At 69.7% G+C, this 13374-nt stretch carries 14 protein-coding genes; 11 read left to right on the forward strand and 3 right to left on the reverse strand.

Going from position 1 to position 13374, the window contains the following annotated elements; translation table 11 throughout:
- Window positions 1–110: 110 nt before the first annotated feature.
- The gene (locus Q333_RS16885) at window positions 111–926 is read right to left on the reverse strand and encodes a LytTR family DNA-binding domain-containing protein (protein ID WP_051651145.1); all 816 of its coding nucleotides are present in this window, start codon (window positions 924–926) and stop codon (window positions 111–113) included.
- A gap of 149 nt (window positions 927–1075) precedes the next feature.
- Between Q333_RS16885 and mutM the strand changes: the two genes are divergently transcribed.
- The 8 genes from mutM to Q333_RS0105585 all read left to right on the forward strand — a co-directional run bounded on the left by mutM (window position 1076) and on the right by Q333_RS0105585 (window position 7862).
- Window positions 1076–1939 (forward strand): bifunctional DNA-formamidopyrimidine glycosylase/DNA-(apurinic or apyrimidinic site) lyase, encoded by an 864-nt coding sequence (gene mutM / locus Q333_RS0105550; protein WP_029415752.1) that lies wholly within the window; start codon window positions 1076–1078, stop codon window positions 1937–1939.
- Complete coding sequence (locus Q333_RS0105555; protein WP_029415753.1) at window positions 1936–2481, forward strand: DUF1697 domain-containing protein; 546 nt, start codon at window positions 1936–1938, stop codon at window positions 2479–2481. Before mutM ends, Q333_RS0105555 begins: the two co-directional genes overlap by 4 nt.
- On the forward strand, window positions 2478–2921 hold the full coding sequence (locus tag Q333_RS0105560) for a hypothetical protein (protein ID WP_029415754.1): 444 nt from the start codon (window positions 2478–2480) through the stop codon (window positions 2919–2921). Before Q333_RS0105555 ends, Q333_RS0105560 begins: the two co-directional genes overlap by 4 nt.
- Before the next feature lie 53 nt (window positions 2922–2974).
- On the forward strand, window positions 2975–3763 hold the full coding sequence (locus tag Q333_RS0105565; RefSeq protein ID WP_029415755.1) for an enoyl-CoA hydratase-related protein: 789 nt from the start codon (window positions 2975–2977) through the stop codon (window positions 3761–3763).
- 108 nt (window positions 3764–3871) lie between these two features.
- On the forward strand, window positions 3872–4141 hold the full coding sequence (gene rpsT / locus Q333_RS0105570) for a 30S ribosomal protein S20 (protein WP_029415756.1): 270 nt from the start codon (window positions 3872–3874) through the stop codon (window positions 4139–4141).
- Between the two features lie 461 nt (window positions 4142–4602).
- Window positions 4603–6045, forward strand: a complete 1443-nt coding sequence (gene dnaA / locus Q333_RS0105575) for a chromosomal replication initiator protein DnaA (RefSeq protein ID WP_029415757.1) — start codon at window positions 4603–4605, stop codon at window positions 6043–6045.
- 100 nt (window positions 6046–6145) lie between these two features.
- The gene (gene dnaN / locus Q333_RS0105580) at window positions 6146–7264 is read left to right on the forward strand and encodes a DNA polymerase III subunit beta (RefSeq protein WP_029415758.1); all 1119 of its coding nucleotides are present in this window, start codon (window positions 6146–6148) and stop codon (window positions 7262–7264) included.
- A gap of 1 nt (window position 7265) precedes the next feature.
- Window positions 7266–7862: a YdeI/OmpD-associated family protein gene (locus tag Q333_RS0105585; protein ID WP_029415759.1), complete on the forward strand. Its 597-nt coding sequence runs from the start codon at window positions 7266–7268 to the stop codon at window positions 7860–7862.
- 3 nt (window positions 7863–7865) lie between these two features.
- Here Q333_RS0105585 and Q333_RS0105590 read toward each other — a convergent pair whose 3' ends face one another.
- Window positions 7866–9050: a lysozyme inhibitor LprI family protein gene (locus tag Q333_RS0105590; protein ID WP_157072379.1), complete on the reverse strand. Its 1185-nt coding sequence runs from the start codon at window positions 9048–9050 to the stop codon at window positions 7866–7868.
- Between the two features lie 149 nt (window positions 9051–9199).
- On the opposite strand from Q333_RS0105590, the gene recF reads away from it, so the two are divergent.
- A complete protein-coding gene (gene recF / locus Q333_RS0105595; protein ID WP_029415761.1) occupies window positions 9200–10333 on the forward strand; it encodes a DNA replication/repair protein RecF in 1134 nt (377 codons plus the stop codon).
- Here the strand turns inward: recF and Q333_RS0105600 are convergent, their stop codons facing one another.
- Window positions 10334–10984 carry an EF-hand domain-containing protein gene (locus tag Q333_RS0105600; protein WP_029415762.1) on the reverse strand — a complete coding sequence of 217 codons (651 nt, stop codon included), beginning with the start codon at window positions 10982–10984 and terminating at the stop codon, window positions 10334–10336.
- Window positions 10985–11112: 128 nt separating this feature from the next.
- On the opposite strand from Q333_RS0105600, the gene Q333_RS0105605 reads away from it, so the two are divergent.
- Both Q333_RS0105605 and Q333_RS0105610 read left to right on the forward strand, forming a co-directional pair.
- Window positions 11113–11823: a response regulator gene (locus Q333_RS0105605; protein ID WP_084175778.1), complete on the forward strand. Its 711-nt coding sequence runs from the start codon at window positions 11113–11115 to the stop codon at window positions 11821–11823.
- Window positions 11823–13367, forward strand: coding sequence for an ATP-binding protein (locus Q333_RS0105610; RefSeq protein WP_029415764.1), 1545 nt, complete (start codon window positions 11823–11825; stop codon window positions 13365–13367). Before Q333_RS0105605 ends, Q333_RS0105610 begins: the two co-directional genes overlap by 1 nt.
- Window positions 13368–13374: the final 7 nt, after the last annotated feature.

The raw sequence follows: 13374 nt of genomic DNA on the forward strand, positions 1-13374 counted from the left end.
GCAGAGCCAACGCGATTGCACCAAAGGTCGCCCGCACTGCACGAACGGCTCGTCCTCTTCGGCCGGGCTAGCAGTCAGGACATCAACGGCGCGGCCAGTTGCACGAATGGTCAGGCACGAACCGGCGCGCCCTCTCCAATCAAGGTCGCCGCCACCTCACCCCGCCGGCTTCGCGCCACCGGCAGGACCACTCCATTTACGAGCCGCACGTGCGTGCGACCGCCCTCACGCGACAGCTCTTCGACGAAGCTTGGATCGACCCAGTGGGATCGGTGGATGCGCAGGCCCGCGTCAGGCCCGAGCTGCTCGAGCGCCTCTCCGAAGCCCTGCAGGATCAAGCTATCACCGAGCGTCGTATAGACCCGCAGATAGTGCAACTCGGCACTCAACGCGATGAGCTCACCCCGCCGACCCAGCGGGAGCCGCCGCAGGAAGTCAGGCTCCGCCCGGCCGTGCGTCAACACCGGGCTTGGGTGAGCCTCCCGTTGGGGCAGCCTCACGAACCGCACGGCGTTCAGTCCCAGCCAGACCAAGGTCGCCGGCGGTGCCAGGTTCAGCCACTCCTCGGCCAGCTCCTGCCAGCTCCAGCCGTCGCCGACGGCAAGATCTACGGGCTCCACCATCAGGCGATCCATTCCCAGCGCTAGCGGAGCAAGCAGCGCCGACGCGGCTATCCCTGCCGCCATGATCGCGACCCAAGGATTCGCACTCGGCGCAATATGACGTGAGATCAGGATCTGGGACCCCTGGGCGAGCGCCAGAAAGGCCAGTACATGCACGCCCCAAAAGCCGATCAGGGAAAGCAAGCTCAGCCCATACGTCGGCGACGGCTCCAGAAACACGAAAAGGGCAGTCAGACCCGCCCCGGCCGCCCCCAGAAAGCCGAGCCAGGTACGCGTGGGGTCAAGCCGCTCAAGCAAAGTCATGGGCGAGAGATAGCACCGCTCCGGCCCAAGCAAAGCCGCAGCTGAGCCGCGACCGACTGACACGTCGAACCCGGCCGGTTGACCATTCCACGTGCCGGTTTCGTCACCGGTCTGCTAGAGCGTAGAGAACCGTCCCCGAGACCAATCCCATGCCCGAGCTTCCTGAGGTCGAGACGGTCCGGCGCGGCCTGGAGCCCGTGCTTGCGGGCGCGCGCCTGATCCGCGTGCGCCAGAACCGGCCCGACCTACGCTTTCCCTTCCCCGATCGCTTCCCCGACCGGCTGGAGGGCGCGACCGTGCTCGCGGTCCAGCGCCGCGCCAAATACCTGCTGGTGCCCCTCTCGACCGGCGAGACCTGGGTGACGCATCTCGGCATGACCGGCCGCTTCACGCTCGACGGCGAACAGCTGGGCGAGTTCGAGGAGGCCGCGCCTGTCGCCGCCAAGCACGAGCACATGAGCCTGTGCGCGGTCCGCAATGGCCGCCAGACCCGCATCGGCTTCGCCGACGCCCGACGGTTCGGTTTCATGGGCCTGATCGCGTCTGACGCGGTGGAAACCCATCCTTGGTTCGCCGCCATCGGGCCCGAGCCGCTGGGCAACGCCTTCTCAGCCGCCCATCTGGCCGAGGCCTTTAAGGGCAAGGCCCAGAACATCAAGGTCAGCCTGCTCGACCAGCGCATCGTCGCGGGTCTGGGCAACATCTACGTCTGCGAGGCCCTGTGGCGGGCGAAGATCTCCCCCACCCTGCCCGCAGGCCGCGTCTCGCGTCCGCGTCTGGAGGCCCTGACCCTCGCCATCCGCGACGTCCTGACCGAGGCCATCGCGGCGGGCGGCTCGACGCTGCGCGACTTCGCCAATGCCGACGGCGGCCAAGGCTATTTCCAGCACGCCTTCGACGTCTATGGCCGCGAGGCCGAGGTCTGCCGCCGTGACCCCGCCCACCCCGTCATCCGTCGCGTCGTCCAGGGCGGACGCTCGACGTTCTACTGTCCTGTGTGCCAGCGGCGATGAGCGAGCACCGCATCATCCTGTTTCGCGGCATGAACACCGGCGGCGTTCGGGCCCCGGTCGCCGAGCAACGCGCGATGGCCGAGGCCATGGGGCTGGAGAACCCCCGCACTTTGCTGGCCAGCGGCAATCTGGTGGTCGAGAGCGACCGAGACCCGGCCGTGCTGGAAGCCGATGTCGAGGCCGCCATGCAGGACCACTTCGGCCTGAAGATCGCGGCCATGGTTCGGACCGGTCGCCAGTGGAGCGAACTGATCTCCGCCAACCCCTGTCCAGACGAAGCGCGAGCCGATCCGTCGCGCCTGCAGGTCATGGTCATGAAGGACGGTGTGAGAGCCGAGGGCGTCGAGGCGGTCCGCGCATTCGCCGTCGGCGCGGAGCGCCTGATCGAGACGCCCCACGCTCTGTGGCTCTGGCACCCCGATGGCATCGGCCAGTCGAAGATGGCGGAGAAGGCGACGCAGGTCCGGCTGCTCGGCATGGGCACGGCGCGCAACTGGAATACGGTGATGAAGCTGGCGGACATGGTCGGGGTGGGCCGATGAGACGAACCCATCTGTGGATCAGCCTGCTGGTCGGTGCCGGCGTCTGGGGGGCCTACTTTCTGCATTTTATCCAGGCCGTCCGGGCCGACGACCTGTCCGGCCTGATCTGGTGGTTCCTGGCGGCGCTGATCGTCGCGGTCGGGCTCGAGGCCGCAGCGACGGGTGTCGTCGCGCGCCTGTTTCGACTGCGCGCCACGGCTCTGGACGACGGACCCAGTCTGAATGCCGCCCTGAAGGCCGGGCACGTGGCCCTGATGCTGGTGGTCGTTCTGTTGCTGGGGCTGTCGCTCATTCTGGCTTTGGCGTCCCGCTTCGGGTGGAGTCTGGACCTGTCGACCGCGCGCATGCAGGCGATCGCCGCCCATGTGCTGCTGGGCATGGTGGTCGTGGCCGAACTGGTGCGCGCCGCCTTCACCCTGGCGCTTCTGCCGCGACGGTGACTTGGCCAAAACGGTCGGGCGCGGATAGACAGGCGGGCGAACAGGAGGCCCCAATGTCCGACACCTACGCCAATCTGCTGATCGAGCGGCACGCCGACGGCTATGCGGTCGTCACCCTGAACCGGCCTGAGGCGCTGAACGCCCTGAACTCGGCTCTGTTCGCCGATCTGGCGGCCTTCCTGGACGCGGTGGAGCACGACGACAGCGTGCGCTGCCTGATCCTGACCGGTTCGGGCGACAAGGCCTTCGCGGCCGGCGCCGACATCAAGGAGATGGCCGACCAGACCTATGCCCAGATGTATGCGGGCAACTTCTTCGCCCTCGGCCACGACCGGATCACACGCTTCCGCAAACCCATTATTGCGGCCGTCAACGGCTTCGCTCTGGGCGGAGGCTGCGAGCTGGCCATGCTGTGCGACTTCATCGTGGCCAGTGAGAAGGCCAAGTTCGGCCAGCCGGAGATCAACCTGGGCGTCGCGCCCGGCATCGGCGGCTCCCAGCGTCTGACCCGTCTGGTAGGCAAGTCCAAGGCCATGGACATGGTCCTGACCGCCCGCATGATGGACGCGGCTGAAGCCGAGCGCGCGGGCCTGGCGTCGCGCGTCTTCCCCCATGATCAGCTGCTGGATGAAACCCGCAAGATCGCGGCCAGGATCGCCGCCCAGAGCCCGCTGGCCGTCATGGCCAACAAGGAGATGGTCAACGCCGCGCTCGAGACCACCCTGACCCAAGGCGTCCAGTTCGAGCGCCGTCTGTTCCACAGCCTGTTCGCCTTCGAGGACCAGAAGGAGGGCATGGCCGCCTTCGTCGAGAAGCGGAAGCCGGAGTTCAAGGGGCGCTAGAGTCCGCGTTGACCCTTCCCGCCCCTTCCGCTATACGCCGCGCCTCTTGAAGTTTCCCCACGCCGTGGACGGGGTGTCCGCGGCGTTTGCCTTGATAGGTTCTGACGAATGGCCAACAACCCCGGCGCCAAGAAAGCGATCCGCAAGATCGCTGCGCGGACCGAAGTGAACAAGTCGCGCCGCACGCGCGTGCGCACCTTCTTGAAGAAGTTCCAGGAAGCCGTCGCCGGCGGCGACGCCGAGGCCGCCAAGGGGGCCTTCGTCACCGCTCAGTCGGAGCTGATGCGCGCCGTGACGAAGGGCGTGGTCCACAAGAACACCGGCTCGCGCAAGGTGTCCCGCCTGGCGGCGCAGCTGAAGAAAATGTCGGCCGCCTGACTAGGTAGATTTGCGGACTGTCACTGGTCCGTCACGCCAAAACCGAACGATTTCAACGGCGAGTAGGCTCAAGCTTACTCGCCGTTTCGCCGTGTGCGGATAAGTGATCACAGGGGAATCGGCGCTCGCCGAACGCGCGAAACCCGCATTTTCCCAAGCGGGATTTGCACTTGGCCCTGTCAACGAATTTAGTTGCCATTCGGTCAACGAATCAGCGTTGACCCCCACGCCGCCGGGCGTAAGTTTTCCCTCCTAACGCACTTCCATCCCTTCACGGATGAAGACGGAGCGAGGCCCCGCCTTGCCCCGGCGGGAGAAGTCTGTTCGCCAGGTCGGCCCCACCTTCGAAGCTCCCGCTTCGAGGGACAGGAGAAGCCGTCCCTCGATCAGACCCCGGCGAAGGGCCTGAGACCGTCACGGTTCCGGGCGTCGATGACTTTTTTGAGGCGGGCGAGAAGATCATGGGGGGACTGGCGGTGGCGTCGACGGGCAGTGGCACGACGGATCCGGATCGCATCTGGACGGAGGCGGCGACCCGCCTCCGCGCCGAGATCGGCGAAGGCCCGTTCAGCTCCTATATCGCGCCGTCGGCTGTCCGCGCCGACGGCGCGGGTCAGCTCATCCTCGTCACCCCCACCGGCTACGCCCGCGACTGGGTCCGCAAGAACGCTCTGCGCCGTCTCAACGAGCTGTGGTTGGGTCTGGACGGCCTGTCGCGCCGGCTCGAGGTCCGCTGCCGCGCCGAGGTGCCGGCGGTGACGCCGGCGTCCGCCGTCGCTCTCCAGGCGCTGTCATCGGCAGGCGCCGAGACGCCGGTGGCGCCGACCGTCGCCCCTGTCGCCGATGGTCCCCGCGCCGTGCGCGCGGCGGGCCTGCAGGAGCGTCTGACCTTCGACAGCTTCGTGGAAGGCCAGGGCAACGCTTTCGCCTTGGCCATCGCCCGCCAGACGGCCAGCTGGGCCGAGGGCCACTTCAACCCGATCTTCTTCTGCGGCCCCTATGGCTACGGCAAGACCCACCTGCTGAACGCCATCGCCTGGGAAGCCCAGCGCCTGAAGCCCGACGCCAAGGTCGTCTACCTGACTGCGGAGCGCTTCCTGTCGACCTTCGTCAAGGCCATGCAGGATCGCTCGACCGCCGCTTTCAAGGAAAGCCTGCGGACGGCCGACATGCTGCTGCTGGACGATGTCCAGTTCGTCGGCGGCAAGGCCTCGACCCAGGAAGAGCTGCTGTCGACGCTGACCGCGCTCATCGAGGACGGCAAGCGCATCGTCCTGTCGGCCGACCGTCCGCCGATGGCCCTGACCGAGGTCGAGCCGCGGCTGCGCAGCCACCTCGCCGCCGGCCTGACCTGCCCGGTCGAGCCCGCCGATCGTGCGCTGAAGATCGCGGTGGCCCAGAACCGCATCGCCGCCTTCGCCCGCATGGGCCTGGTGTCGGGCGAGGCCCCGCGTGAGGTGCTGGAACAGCTGGTCGACCGCACGCCGGGCTCGGTCCGCGAGCTGGAAGGCGCTATCAATACGCTCGCTGCGTCGGTCGGTCCGCGCCTGTCCAGCCTCGGCGCCGACGAGGCGGTGGCCCTGCTGGGCTCGGCTCTGCGTGGCGGCCCCGAGCGTCGCATCACCGTCGACGAGATCCAGAAGACGGTGGCCGAGCACTTCTCCATGAAGCAGGCCGACCTTCTCTCCGAGCGTCGCACCCGGGCCGTCGCCCGCCCCCGCCAGATCGCCATGTATCTGTGCAAGCAGCACACGACCCGGTCCTACCCCGACATCGGCCGACGCTTCGGCGGACGCGACCACACGACGGTGCTGCATGGCGTGCGCAAGATCGAGGAGCTTCTGGCCACCGATGACCAGATCGCCCGCGACGTCGAGGCGCTGACGCGCAAGCTCCGGGGCTGATCGGACGGCGGGGCGTTGCCCCGCCGCGCCAATCCGCTAGTGTCGGAAGTCCTTACCCGCGACCCTGTCTGAGTCGCCGCCGGACGCCCAAGAAGACCCCATGCAGCTGACCATCGAACGCTCCGCCCTGCTGAAGGCCCTCGGCCATGTTCAGAGCGTGGTGGAACGCCGGAACACCATCCCGATCCTGTCCAACGTCCTGCTGTCGGCCGACCGCGACAGGCTGAGCTTCGCCGCCACCGACCTCGACATGGAAATGGTCGACGAGGCCGAGGCCACCGTCCAGGTCGAGGGCCAGATCACGGCGCCCGCCCATACCCTTTATGAAATCGTCCGCAAGCTCCCGGACGGGGCCGAGGTGGCGCTCACCTACAACGGCGACGATCCGCGCCTGACGGTCCAGGCGGGTCGCTCCAAGTTCAACCTGCCGGTCCTGCCGGCCGGGGACTTCCCGGTCATGTCGACGGACTCCACCGGGGTGCGCTTCACCCTGATGAAGGACGATCTGGCCCGCCTGATCGACAAGACCCGCTTCGCCGTCTCGACCGAGGAGACGCGCTATTATCTGAACGGCCTCTACCTCCACACCGTGGCCGAAGCCGGCATTCCCCTGCTCCGCGCCGTCGCCACCGACGGACACCGCCTGGCGCTCGCCGAAACCCCGGCGCCGGAAGGCGCCGCGGGCGGCCCCGGCGTCATCGTGCCGAGGAAGACCGTGGATCAGGTCCGCCGCCTGCTCGACGACGGCACGGGCCCGGTCGAGATCCAGGTCAGCCCCCAGAAGATCCGCTTCGAGTTCGGCCAGGCCAGCCTGACGTCCAAGGTCATCGACGGCGCCTTCCCCGACTACATGCGGGTGATCCCCAAGGGCAACGACAAGCAGGCCGACATCGACAACAGCCTGTTCGCCTCGGCCGTCGACCGCGTCGCCACCATCTCGGCCGAGAAGAGCCGCTCGGTGAAGCTGGCCTTCGAGCTGGACCGGGTGACCCTGACGGTGCGCAACATGGAGGCTGGCCAGGGCGTGGAGGAGCTGGAGATCGGATACTCGGAACAGCCGTTCGAGATCGGCTTCAACGCCCGCTACCTGTTGGACGTCGCCGGCCAGATCACCGGCGAGAACGCCACCTTCATGTTCGCCGACCCGGCCAGCCCGACCCTCGTCCTCGATCCGGGCGATCCGGGGGTGCAGTATGTGCTGATGCCGCTCAGGGTGTGACGTGGCCAAGGCGCTCGGGCAGTTCGAGCGTGTCGAGGTCACCGACCGCGCCCAGTGGCGCTACTGGCTGAGCGCCAATCACGAACAGACCGAAAGCGTCTGGGTCGTCACCTTCAAGAAGGGCGCGTCCCAACCCCGCGTCCCTTACGACGACCTGGTCGAGGAGGCCCTGGCCTTCGGCTGGGTCGACAGCCTGCCGAGGAAGCTCGACGCCGAGCGGACCATGCTCCTGATGTCGCCCCGCAAGCCCGGCTCCAACTGGTCGGCGGTCAACAAGGCGCGGATCGACAAGATGACCGCGGCGGGTCTGATGCATCCCGCCGGTCTCGCCAAGATCGAACAGGCCAAGGCTGATGGATCGTGGAGCGCCCTCGACGCCGTCGACCGGCTGGAGGTCCCCGCCGACCTCGCGGCCGCCTTCGCCGAACGAACGGGATCCGCAGAGGCCTTCGCCGCCTTCCCGCCCTCCACCCGGCGCGGCATCCTGGAATGGATCGGCAACGCCAAACGACCCGAGACCCGCGCCGCCCGCATCGCCGAGACGGCGGAGAAGGCCGCGCGTGGCGAACGCGCCAATCAGTGGCGCGGGCGCGGTTGACCCTCAGTCCATGCGATCCAGCCGCGCGGCCCGGGTCTGGTACATCGTCTCCAGGCACCGCAGGGTCTGGCAGTCATCGCGGCGGCGCAGCCACTCCAGTTGCTCGGCCCGCAGGTCGGCGGCGTCGCGGCTGTTCAGCCCGGACTGGGCGTCGGCATAGCGACGCGACATCGCCACATCCATGCGAGACAGACGGTCGTCGCCGCAGATCGCCCGCTCGGCGGCGTTGCGGCTGCGGCGGCAGTCGAAGCTCGGCCCACCCGACGGCGGCGGCGGCGGTAGATCGGCGCGACGAGACGAGACCGGAGCGGGGTTCGTCGCGGCGGTCGAAGCGGGCCTCTGCGCCGGGATCGGCTGAACCCGTGGCGCGGGGGCATTCAAACCTCGCGTCGGCGACTCCTCGCTGTTGAGGCGCCGCGTCGCCGAAGATGGGGCAGGCGCTGCGCGCTCGGGCGAGGTCGCTCGCGCGACCTCGCCAGGCTGGGTGCGCTCGGTTGTCGGCCGCGCAGGCGCGGTGGCCGCAGCAGTTCCGGAGTCCGGCGCGCGGGCCGGCCGCCCGGGCGTCGTGTCGGCGACGGCCGGGCGCGACCCGCCCATCATCCCCGCGATCAGGTTTTCCAGAGCCGTCCGCAGTCCCGGCGACACGGACTCTGGCGGCGGCACAACGTCGGCAGGCGCTTCGACATCGACCGGCACTTCCGGCGGAACGTAATCCGCCCTTAGCATCTCCGGAGGCGGCGGCGCGGGCGGCGGCGGCGGGGCGCCGAGCCAGTCGGCGATGCGGTCCCCTCCCCCCACCAGGGCCACGACCATGCCGGACCCGTTTCGGCCCGGCTCGATCATGTAGCGGACGGGTTCGGACAGCTCAGAAATGCCGTCCAGCGACGCCCGCCGATGCTCGGGCACGGACCAGCGCGCGGTCCCTCCGCAGGTCGTGCGATCAGCGGTGTAGTCCACGGACTCCAGCTGGGGCGTATCCAGAGACAAAGCGTATCCCGCATCGGCCTCTCCGCCCTTGGCGGCGATGCGGGTCAGGATGGCGTCGCGCAGGCCCGCCCGCGCCGCTGCGCTGGTGCATGCCTCCAGCCCCTGAGGACGCTTGTTGGCCATGGCGGTGCCGATGGTGGCGATGCCGCCCACGCCCGCGACCGCCACCATGGCCGCCGCCACCACAAGAAGCCTGTTCATCTCGCGCGCCCCAAACGTGCGAACCGCCCCCACGGTCGGTCGAATGTGACCTTAATCCGGCAAGGGGTCCAGCGGAGCCATATGGAACCTGACGATCGCCGCGCCTTGACCTTCGACGCCGAGGCCAAGCCGGGCTATCACCGGCCGTGTTGATCCGTTCGCTGACCCTCACCGATTTCCGCTCCTACGCCTCCGCCCGGCTCGAAGTCGGGGCGGGGCCGGTGGTGCTGCATGGATCCAATGGAGCGGGCAAGACCAATGTGCTGGAAGCGCTGAGCCTGTTCACCCCCGGCAAGGGCCTGCGCGGCGCGACGGCGCAGGAGATGGGGCGGCGCGAACCTGGCGAAACATCCGGGCGCGCCTGGGCTGTCGCCCTGACACTGGACGATGGCGGGGGCGATACAGTGCGCCTGGGCACCGGCGTCCAGACCGCCGGGGCGTCGCGGCGGCTGGTCCGGATCGAGGGCGAGACGGCCCAGCCCGGTCGTCTGCTGGACCACCTGCGCCCCGTCTGGGCCACGCCCGAACACGACCGGCTGTTCTCCGACGCCCGGGCGGAACGGCTGAAGTTCTTCGACCGCCTGGTCTTCGCCGCCGAACCGGCCCACGCGGCGGTCGTCGCGGCCTATGAGAAGGCGCTGCGCGAGCGCTTGCGGCTGCTGATCGACGGGGCGGAAGGCCGCGAGGCCGATCCGCTCTGGCTGGACGCGCTGGAGGTCCGTCTGGGAGAGGCCGGGGCGCGAGCGGCCCTGTCGCGCGCCCGGGCGTTGGAGACGCTTCAGGCCGGCATCGACGCCCGCTCGGACCGCCCCTTCCCCCAGGCCGACCTGGCCCTGATCGGAGAAACTGAAGGCCTCGCTCGCGGCGGGGCCGATGGGGCGACGCTGGCGGCCGCCATCCGCGACGGAATGGCCCGGTCGCGGGGCCGCGACGCGGCAGCCGGGCGATCCCTGTTCGGACCGCATCGCGCGGACCTGACGGCGCTCCACCGCGCCAAGAACCGGCCGGCGGCGGAGGGGTCGTCCGGCGAGCAGAAGGCTCTCGCCCTGAACCTGATCCTGGCCCAGGTGGGCCGGCTGGCCACCGGCGGCGCAGCCCCGGTCCTCCTGCTGGACGAGGCCCCTGCCCACCTCGACGCCGACCGCCGAGCGGCCCTGTTCGAGGAGATCGTGGCGTTGAACCTTCAGGCCTTCATGACCGGCACGGAGGCGATCCTGTTCGCGCCCCTGGAAAGCCGCGCCGCCTTCGTCCGCGTCGAGGCAGGGGCCCTTCAGTCCGACTGATCAGGGGGCTTCAGCCTCGCCGTCGGGGCCCCCACGTTCGCCCTCTTCAAGAGCGCCATCGCGGTCGGCATCCATGCGCTGGAAGGCTTCGCGCAGGGGGGCCAGGAACTCGTCCTCGGTGACGCGGCCATCGTTGTTGGCGTCCATGTCGCCGGGTCCGTCCGGCCCACCGAAGCGGCGGATCTCGATCCGGTGCTCGCCCGCGCCATGGGCTTCCACGTGACCGCCCGGACCGCCGCGGCGGAAAACGAAGACGTTTTCGTCGCCGCCCCGCCCGCCGAACACCATGGCACGGCCGCCCGGCCCGCCGTGATGACCGCCGGGGCCGCCGAACATCATGATACCCGGTCCGCCCTCGCGCATGTTGAACACCATCGGGCCGTGATGACCCTCGCGACCCTCGGGCATCTCGTCGGAAGACAGGCGGCTGTCATCGTTCTCGTCCAGCCGATCGAAGGCGTTGGCCAGCGGCGCGACGAACTCCTCGCGCGTGACGAAGCCGTCCTCGTCGGCGTCCAGACGGCCGGGACCGTCCGGTCCGCCAGAGGTTACGATCCGGACTTCAGACCGGGTCTCGACGCGCGGCTCTTGGTCCTGGCTCACGGGGGTGGTGGCGAGTGCGGCGATCAGGGCGATCATGGAAATCGACATGGGGTCTCCTCGTCGTTGTTGGTCACGGCTCTTCGACCACGCGTCTCTTGCGTCGATGTTTCAGGCTGGCCCCGGATTGTTTCATCGCTGAAATGACGCCGCCGTCTTTGCCGGGGCATAAGCGGGCCATGACCGAGCCTTCCGCCCGCATCCTGGTCGTCGACGACGATCCCGGCATCCGCGAGGTGCTGTGCGACTACCTGGGTCAGCACGGCTATGTCGCCGTCGGCGCGGCCTCGGCCGGCGACATGGACAGGGAGCTGGCCACCCGCCCGGTCGACCTGATCGTGCTGGACCTCATGATGCCCGGCGAGGACGGCCTGTCGGTCGTGCGGCGGCTGGGCGGAACGCCGCCGGTCGTCATGCTGTCGGCGATGGGCGAGGACACCGATCGCATCGTTGGTCTGGAGCTGGGCGCCGACGACTATCTGGCCAAGCCCTGCAATCCGCGCGAGTTGCTCGCCCGGGTCCGCGCCGTGCTGCGCCGACCGCGCGAGGACGAGGCACCGGTGAGCGCGGCGCTGGACTTCGATGGCTGGCGACTGGATCTGCTGCGGCGCGAGTTACGACGGCCCGATGGGCAGGCCGTGACCCTGTCGGCCGGGGAGTTCGGCCTGCTGCGCGCCTTCGCCGAGCGGCCGGGACGAATTCTCAGCCGGGACCAGCTTCTGGAGGCCGCGCGCGGCGCCGACGCCGACGTCTTCGACCGCGCGATGGACGTGCAGATCAGCCGCCTGAGGAAGAAGCTCGACGACGGCTCGGGTCGCGAGCTGATCGCCACGGTGCGCGGCGAGGGCTATCGCTTCGACGCCCGAGTAAAGAAGGGGATGGTTCGCTGATGCGCCCGCTCGGCTCCATGTCGGTGCTGATTCAGGTCGCGCTGCTGGCCGTGTTCGCGGTCGTGGCGTCGCAGATCGTGGCCTTTGTCGTGGTCCTGACCGCCCCGCCGCCCCGCCCGGCGGGCTTCAACGTCGCGGCCGCCGCCGAGGCGCTGGCGGGGCGTCCGGCCGAGACCGCCGATGGCCGTGACCTTGTCCGGCGTCTGTCGCGCGAGGCCCCCGAAGCGCCCGGTGTGGCCACTCCAATCGAGCGGGTCATCGCCGCCGCCATCGCCGAACGCATGGGCCTGCCTGGCGGCGACGTCCGGGTCACCCTGGGCCACGAGGCCCCCCCCCGCACCCTCATGTTCGAGCGCGAACGACCTCCGCCGGGCGGCCCGCCGCGCGTCGAGGCGGATGCTCCGGCCGTCGTCGCCCGCTCGACCGAAAGCTTCGTCTTCACGCACCGCTCCGAAGTCTCCGACCGTCCGCCCGAGGCGATCATGGCCCAAGTAGAGGCCCTGATGGCGCGGCGACGGGCCGAAGGCGGGGCGGGGCCGTCGGACACCGTCCAAATCATCACCAGCGGCGACCGCCAGACCCGGTTCAGCGTCACCGCCGACCGCCTGACCTTCGCGCCGTTCTCGGCGTCGGCCCGCCTGCCCGACGGCCGCTGGGCCACCGTCGAGCCGCCGCGCGGCTGGATCGATCCTTGGCAGGCGCGGCTCTTGGTGGCGCTGGGCATCACCGCCCTGATCCTGGCCCCGGTCGTCTGGCTGATGGCGCGTCGCCTGACCCGGCCGATCCGCGTCTTCGCCCAGGCCGCCGAGCGTCTCGGCGCAGACCCCGACGCCGAGCCCCTGACGCCGTCCGGGCCGTCGGAAGTCCGCACCGCCATCTCGGCCTTCAACGACATGCAGGCCTCGATCCGCCAGCACATGCGCCAGCGCACCCAGACCATCGCCGCCATCGCCCACGATCTGCGCACGCCCCTGACCCGCCTGCGGTTCCGCGCGGAACAGGCACCCGAGGCGCTGCGCGACCGCATGGCCGCCGATGTCGAGGAGATGGACGCCCTGATCGGCCAGGCCATGGCCTTCGTGCGCGGGGAACAGCAGGCCGAGCGCCGCGAGCCTCTCGACCTCGGGGTCCTGGCCGCCGACTGCGTCCAGGGTTTCGCGGAGACCGGCGCCGCGGTCCGCTTCTCCGGCGATACGGCCCTGCCTGTCCTGGGCGACCCGGCCGCCCTTCGCCGCGCCCTGACGAACCTGATCGACAACGCCCTGAAGTTCGCTGGCGACGCCGAAGTCACGACCCTTCAGAAAGGCGGCCGCGCGCTCCTGGTCGTCGCCGACCGTGGCCCCGGCCTGCTTGACGACGAACTCGAAGCGGCCTTCGAGCCCTTTCACCGTGGCGAACGCTCTCGCAACCGCCAGACGGGCGGCGCGGGTCTGGGCCTCGCCGTAGCGCGTCAGGCTGCGCGGGCGGCGGGCGGCGACGTGACCCTGGCCAACCGGCCCGGCGGCGGGCTGGAGGCCCGGCTCTCCCTGCCCCTCTCCAGCTGAGCCGTTA

Source organism: Brevundimonas bacteroides DSM 4726, from assembly GCF_000701445.1.
GTDB classification, from domain to species: Bacteria; Pseudomonadota; Alphaproteobacteria; order Caulobacterales; family Caulobacteraceae; genus Brevundimonas; species Brevundimonas bacteroides.

Coding starts and splice junctions, on each gene's coding strand:
- Q333_RS16885 (WP_051651145.1), bottom strand. CDS start 926: ATGACTTTGCTTGAGCGGCTTGACCCCACGCGTACCTGGCTCGGCTTT.
- mutM (WP_029415752.1), top strand. CDS start 1,076: ATGCCCGAGCTTCCTGAGGTCGAGACGGTCCGGCGCGGCCTGGAGCCC.
- Q333_RS0105555 (WP_029415753.1), top strand. CDS start 1,936: ATGAGCGAGCACCGCATCATCCTGTTTCGCGGCATGAACACCGGCGGC.
- Q333_RS0105560 (WP_029415754.1), top strand. CDS start 2,478: ATGAGACGAACCCATCTGTGGATCAGCCTGCTGGTCGGTGCCGGCGTC.
- Q333_RS0105565 (WP_029415755.1), top strand. CDS start 2,975: ATGTCCGACACCTACGCCAATCTGCTGATCGAGCGGCACGCCGACGGC.
- rpsT (WP_029415756.1), top strand. CDS start 3,872: ATGGCCAACAACCCCGGCGCCAAGAAAGCGATCCGCAAGATCGCTGCG.
- dnaA (WP_029415757.1), top strand. CDS start 4,603: ATGGGGGGACTGGCGGTGGCGTCGACGGGCAGTGGCACGACGGATCCG.
- dnaN (WP_029415758.1), top strand. CDS start 6,146: ATGCAGCTGACCATCGAACGCTCCGCCCTGCTGAAGGCCCTCGGCCAT.
- Q333_RS0105590 (WP_157072379.1), bottom strand. CDS start 9,050: ATGAACAGGCTTCTTGTGGTGGCGGCGGCCATGGTGGCGGTCGCGGGC.
- Q333_RS0105600 (WP_029415762.1), bottom strand. CDS start 10,984: ATGTCGATTTCCATGATCGCCCTGATCGCCGCACTCGCCACCACCCCC.
- Q333_RS0105605 (WP_084175778.1), top strand. CDS start 11,113: ATGACCGAGCCTTCCGCCCGCATCCTGGTCGTCGACGACGATCCCGGC.
- Q333_RS0105610 (WP_029415764.1), top strand. CDS start 11,823: ATGCGCCCGCTCGGCTCCATGTCGGTGCTGATTCAGGTCGCGCTGCTG.